At 63.1% G+C, this 6,360-nt stretch carries 3 protein-coding genes and 1 pseudogene; all 4 read left to right on the top strand.

The features are described 5' to 3' along the window. Positions 1-165: 165 nt before the first annotated feature. Positions 166-435: pseudogene (locus tag AB4Y34_RS40530) on the top strand (hypothetical protein); the annotation flags it as partial. Positions 436-1,566: 1,131 nt separating this feature from the next. After that, complete coding sequence (locus AB4Y34_RS40525) at positions 1,567-1,908, top strand: hypothetical protein (RefSeq protein ID WP_368719178.1); 342 nt, start codon at positions 1,567-1,569, stop codon at positions 1,906-1,908. 248 nt (positions 1,909-2,156) lie between these two features. Next, on the top strand, positions 2,157-5,198 hold the full coding sequence (gene lanM, locus AB4Y34_RS40520; protein WP_368719177.1) for a type 2 lanthipeptide synthetase LanM: 3,042 nt from the start codon (positions 2,157-2,159) through the stop codon (positions 5,196-5,198). Then, positions 5,191-6,231, top strand: a complete 1,041-nt coding sequence (locus AB4Y34_RS40515; protein ID WP_176370079.1) for an SAM-dependent methyltransferase — start codon at positions 5,191-5,193, stop codon at positions 6,229-6,231. Before lanM ends, AB4Y34_RS40515 begins: the two co-directional genes overlap by 8 nt. Positions 6,232-6,360: the final 129 nt, after the last annotated feature.

The raw sequence follows: 6,360 nt of genomic DNA, 5'->3' as shown, positions 1-6,360 counted from the left end.
GCATCGGCGAGCGCCTGCTGACGCAGGAGCTTGCGTCGCAGGAAGGCGAAGGCGTAATCATCGCCAACCTGCTGAACCGGTGGAACGCCTTCGGCAAACCGGTTTGCGTCAAAAATGCATAGTCGCGCCCATGGCACGGGAACTTGTACCCATCCGGACAAAGCCCACATGGACCACTTCGGTCGGATATGGAAACTTCGTTGCGCGAATGGCGCCGTCGCGCACTCGGCCTGCATCGCATTCGGAATGGAGCGGCTCGCGCTTGCGCTGCTGCATCATCACGGGTGCGACGTCGAAGCATGGCCCGACAACGTGCGTGAACTACTTTGGGGCGATAGTCGCGAGCGCATTGCTGCTGAACTAGAATGCTGGCGACAGCCGGCTGACGCACCCGAAAGTGATGTCAATAACGACGAAAAACAAAAAATTTATTGATGATGCAGCGGCACTCGTCCCTGCGGGCAGGTCACGATGATGAAAGCGTCCCGGACGTACCAGGAACGCCTTCACGCCTGTGGCCGCCGGCGTTTCCCCATGGCCGGAATTTGTCGGCAAGGCGCGATTTGGAGGGAATCCAACATCATTGTTCGATAGCCCACGCAAGTGCGCGACGCAATTTGACAGTGACGCCAATGCGTCATTAGCGTCTGTGCTGGGGTTCCGGGCGTTTGCGGCCCACATGGCCCGGAAGATGCTTGGAGACAAGTCCCGCGCAGTGAAAGCGCGGTTCATGGTTGCCTGCCGACAGTGGCGCGAGTCGCAGGACTGAAAACCCGGTAACTTTTTGGAAAGGATCGGTCATGTTCAAAATGAGGAGGGCGCTGTGTAACGGTGTGCTAATTGCTATGCTAATCGGGGTGGCGGAAAATGCTGCCGCCGCGCTGGAACATGAGTGCATTCCGTTCGACGCGTTTAGTGCAGTCTTCTGCTCTGTCTTTTGGGACGGAGATGGAGGATAGGTTTTCCTCTGCAAGAAAGTGAGTGATTGGAGCGGCCCCACGTAGCGGATGACGCAACAAACGGGTTCCCGCAAACGTTCGTCATAAAATGCTGGCTGTTCGGGAGGGGCCATGGTTCTCGAAAGCGTCGCGTTTGTCGGGTTTGAGTGTAGGCCAACTAAAAGAATTACGTTGGCTGACCGACGGGCGCGAATGTGGGCGGAAATGAGTGAATTGGCATGAAACTCGCGTTTATAAACGTGTGACCTGCTCAGTCAAAAGGACATGCCCATTTTATGGCACTAACGCGCTCGTACCAGTGGTGTTCCTTTGAGACGGGATAGGTGCAAGGCATGACACCACAACTCCATGTCCGTGTTCCTTTAACATCATTCGCCAGGCCGATCGCCTAGTTGGTTTGCTGGGGACGCTTTCGACGTATTCTGCGATGGACAATTTTATATGTCCAAACAATTGGATCCGAAATGAACTCTCTAGATCGAGCTAAATTGCCGGGGCATGATATTGCCCGACTCAAGAGCGGTGAAACGATCTGATCGACCGTTGATTTCATTGTTCAAGAAATCGAAACCGCAGGGAAATAAGTGTCCGTATCGCCGATATGGGCGTGAACGTGGTCAACCTGTTGGATATTATTTCGAGGAGAGTTGATATGAATGACCATACGTCAAGCAGCAATTCATCATTGCGAGGTGCACGGCCGAACGGCGCCGAGACGGAAGTGCACGCGATCGATCCGGAAATGCTGGAAGCGATGCTCGTCGAAGCGACGGACACCGCACCGGCCGTGAATGACCCGTCGCTGGCGTTGGACGAGGATCTGGAGACCTGCGACTTGCACGCAATCGGCGCCGCTGCCTCCGGCACGCGGTCGAAAATGCGATTCGGCCGCACGACGCAGACCATCACCGAAAGTTGCGAGCACACCTGCGGCGGGTGTCGGGGCTGACGGAGAGGTTCGCGATGGACGCGCAAGTCGTCACGCTTCTTCCTCCACTCGCGGAATCGACGTTGCGCGATTGGGTCGCTCGCAGCGCGTGGCTAGGCGAGCGCCTGACCTGCCCCCCCGACGCCGGTGGCGTCGGGGGCGACAAGGAGGCTACCGCTTTTGCGTCCTGGCGCCGGTTGGCCGCGAAGGATCACGCGCACCATTTCGACACCTATCTCGAACGGCTCGGGCTGAGCGAGCACCAGGCGGTGCTGCGCCTCGGCCCTACTAGGCAGGCCGGCCGCGCTGCGCTGCCTGACTGGGCGAATCGCTTGCCCGCGTGGATTGCGCTCGTTTGTACGGGCGACGCGGCATCGGAGGGCCGCGACGACGGCAATGTCCCGTTTGCCGATCTCTTTCGTCCGCTGGGCCGTGCCATATGGGATCGCATCGCCCGCCATTTGGATGGCTCGCTTTGGGCCGCGCCGGTTCGAGACGACGTGAGCGCTGGGCTAGCCACACACCTGTCCGCCCTGTTCGCCGACAGCCTTTACGTCTGGTTCGACGCATTCCGGTCGGTCCGGCAATCGCACGGCCAGCTTGCGGCGGACGAGGCTGCGGCCGCGTCGAACCGAATTTACACCGATTTCCTGTCGTGGCTGCGCAGCGGGCATTTCGTTCGCTTGCTCGATCGAAAGCCGGTCCTTGCCCGCTTTTTCGCGATCTCCGTCCTGCAGTGGGAGCAGCATGTGACGGAGCTCGCGCAGCGTCTCGAGCATGATCGGCAGGTGATTGTCGCGCGGTTCTTCGGCGGTCGCTCGCCCGGTGCGGTCGCCGGCTTGGACTTCGGCATGTCGGATCGGCACCGGGACGGGCGCGGCGTCGCGATCGTGCGGTTCGACAGCGGGCAGCAGCTGGTTTATAAGCCTCGGGATCTGGGCATCGATGGTGCGTGGGCGACATTCCTGCAACGCATCCAGGCAGCCGGCGCGCCGGGCGAACTCCGGACGCCGGACGTACTATGCCGGGACGGCTATGGCTGGACGTCGTTTGTCAACGCCGAGCCGTGCGCGTCGCTCGACGAAGTACGCGTGTTCTACCTGCGCGCAGGCGCGCTTCTCGCGCTGTTCCAGATCCTTGGCAGTTGCGATTTCCATCAGGAGAACGTCATTGCATGCGGCAGCCATCCAATACCGGTGGACCTCGAAACGCTGCTGCGCCCCGGGGGCAGGCTAGATGGCGACGACCGACCTTGGCATCCGGCTATCTCCGCCGCGGTGCGGATCATGAGCGCATCGGTGCTCGAATCGGGCTATCTCCCGTACTGGAATACGTTTCGCAGTACGAGATGGACCGTGGGCGGGCTGAGCTGGTCGGCTCCCGAGGAGGTCAAGGTGACTGGCTGGCTGCGTGCAAATACCGATGCGATGATGCTCGGCCGCAAGCCGCTTGCAATCGACGCCGTGCGGCATCTGCCGAGGCTCGCGGAATCCATTGCCGATCCTTCGGGCCATCTCGGAGACATCGATGCCGGGCTCGTGGCCATGGGGCGCTTCGTTCTGGCCCATCGCGAGACGGTCCGCGACGCGCTCGCCGTGTTTCGCGACACCAGCGTGCGGGTCGTGCTCCGCGACACGCGCTTCTATGAGATGTTGGGCCGGCGTGCGATGCAGCCGACGCGGCTGGTGGACGGGTTGAGCGCCAGCCTCGAGTTGGAGTTCCTGATGCGGTTCCATCATCCGGTCGACGCGAACGCAATAACGTGCGTGCGTTGCGAGCAGACGGCCATGCTGCGCCTCGATACGCCGCTGTTCCGGATGAGAAGCGACGGCACGACACTGCATGAGGTCGGCGGCGAGGAAGTCGAATTCTTCTACCTGAAAGACGACGTGCTGTCGCCGATGGCGCACGCGGCGGCACGGCTCGATGCATTCGACGACGCACACCTTGAGCAGCAGCGGCGACTCTTGCGCTTCGCGTTCTCGCGCAATGGGGTCGCGCCCGGGTTCGCCAGCGACGCGTGGCCGGAGGACAGCGATCGAGCCTGGCGTCCTCAGGAAATGGTGCAGCGTGCTACCCGCATCGGCGAGCATCTGCTGTCGCTGGCCATCATCGGCGACGGCGGTGCGACATGGATCGGCCTGCACTCGACCGCCATCGATGCCGCGCCGCACATCCAGGTGCTAGGCGAGAACTTCTATGACGGGACGGCGGGCATTGCCGTCTTCCTGCTGGCCCTTGCTCGCGCGACCGGACGCGACGATTGCAGGCAGACCGGCCTCAACGCATTTGCGACGCTGCGCGACGGTTTCGTCCGCGAACGGCATGCCGGCTTTCCCGACCGGGACCGGATTCTCGGCGGAGCCGAAGGCCTGGCGTCCTGCATCTATCCGCTCGTGCTGGGCGCGCACTTGGCCGACTCTGACATGCTGCTGGACTGGGCCGAGGAGATCGCGCAATGCATCGGTGACGCGTGGATCGGCGCGGATACCGCATACGACGTCATCGGCGGGGCGGCGGGTGCCATGCTCGGCTTGCTGGCTTTGCACGAGGCCGGCCGGCCGATCGGATTGGACCGCGCCATGGCCTGCGGTGCGCATCTGCTCGCACACTGTCGGCCGGCTCTGGCGGACGATACCGTCGGCCATGCGCGTCCACTCGCGGGGATGTCTCACGGCGCGGCGGGGTTCGCTTATGCGCTCCAACGCCTCGCGGCCGCGTCGGCGCGACGCGAATGCTCTAGCGCCGCTGCGGAATGGGTCGCATACGAGCACGCGCTCTTCGATGATGCAACCGGCAACTGGCCGGACCTGCGCTTCGAGGCCGAGGAACGACCGCAGTCCGAACACGCGAGCTGCCGATGGTGCCACGGCGCATCCGGGATCGGACTGGCGCGTCTCGGGATGGTTCTGCACGGCGCGTCCGCACGCGCCGTGCGCGAAGACCTGGAGCGGGCAATCGCCCGCACGGTGGCGGAACCGATGAGCGCGCTCGACTGCCTGTGCTGCGGCAATTTCGGACGGCTCGATCTGCTATTGGAAGCCGGCGTCACGCTCGGGAGGCCGGCGCTCGTCGCGCTGGCGCGCCGACGCGCCGCTGCTCGTCTGGATCGCACGGTGGAAGGCTTTAGCTGGCCGTTCGGCAGCGACAACGAGAACCTCGGTTTTTTCCAGGGTGTCGCGGGCATTGGCTACGAATTGCTCCGCCTCGCGTATCCGAGCAAGTTTCCATGCGCGCTGCTGTGGGGGATCGGGTCTCGCCCGATTGCGTCCACCCATTGGGATCGAGAAGAGGAGACATCAGATGCATAGCGAAGCGGAAGTGACCATCGTTGGCGGCGGGCTCGATTTTTCGAAGGATCCGAGCGTCGAGGCATGTCGGGCGATTCGCCACGCAGAGGTCGTGTTTCACGCCGGATGTCATGAGGGCGTTGCCCGCTGGCTGGCCGATCTCGCCGGCGACGCGGACGTCGTCGACATCGATACCGGTCACTATCAGGTCGGCCAGTATCGGCCCGACATGTACCGCGCGATGGCGTCCCGGGTGGTGGGCGCGGCGCGCGAGTCGGGCGCCGTGGTCCTGATCGAGCCGGGCAGTGCGATGGTGACGGACCTCGTGACGCGCTTCGTGCTGGAGGCCGCACACGGTGCCGGGCTGCGCACCCGGATCGTCGCGGGCATTTCCAGTCTGGAGCATCTTTGCATCACGTTCGGCATCGATCCGTCCAGCGGGTTACAGACCGTGCTCGCACAGGAACTCGTGGCACGGCGAATCAGGCTGAGCGCCGGGCTCGATACCGTCGTCATCCAGCCCGGTTACTTCGACACGTTGTGGCACGTGGGTTGGCCGCAATCCCGTGCCGACCGCTTTAACGCGCTGGCCGAGACGCTGTCGCTGTCGTTCGGGCCGCGTCAGGCAATGGCGCTGGTCAGGTTTCCGATGCATCCGGCCGACATGACGCACGAATTCTGGTTCAAGCTGGCCGACCTGCATCGAACGGTGCAGATGATGACGCCGCTGCACACGCTGTTCGTACCCGCATCGGAATGCGGCGAGCGCGATGCGACGTTCTGGTCGCGCATGCACGTGTGGGAACGCTCCATCGTGTTTCTCGAAACCGGCGCGGACGGCTCGCCGCTGCAACTTGCGCCGATCGCGTCCAACGTCGCCCTGAAGCAGATCGAGGAGCGGCTCGACGACGATCTCGTATCGTCGTCACGCACGCTGGCGGATGCATGGCGACGTCAGGCGCTGGCCCGGAGCACTGCGAGGATCGGATTCGCGCGCAAGGCGGGCACCGATGAGGCCGCCCCGGCGATGCCGGAGCGGATCGACCGGCAATGAGCCGGGCAGCACGGCGTCCATTCCTTCGCTGTCCGATACTTCTGTAGGGCATTGTCACCCATTGGGAGGCCGTTGGAAAGCGGTACAGCACTACGCACAAGGCGCGGCCTTGCGTTGTTGCGAAACCTT

Source organism: Paraburkholderia sp. BR10954 (assembly GCF_040965775.1).
In the GTDB taxonomy this organism is placed as follows: Bacteria; Pseudomonadota; Gammaproteobacteria; order Burkholderiales; family Burkholderiaceae; genus Paraburkholderia; species Paraburkholderia youngii.
Note: the sequence above shows the minus strand (reverse complement) of the source record. Positions and strands in the feature narration are given on the sequence as shown.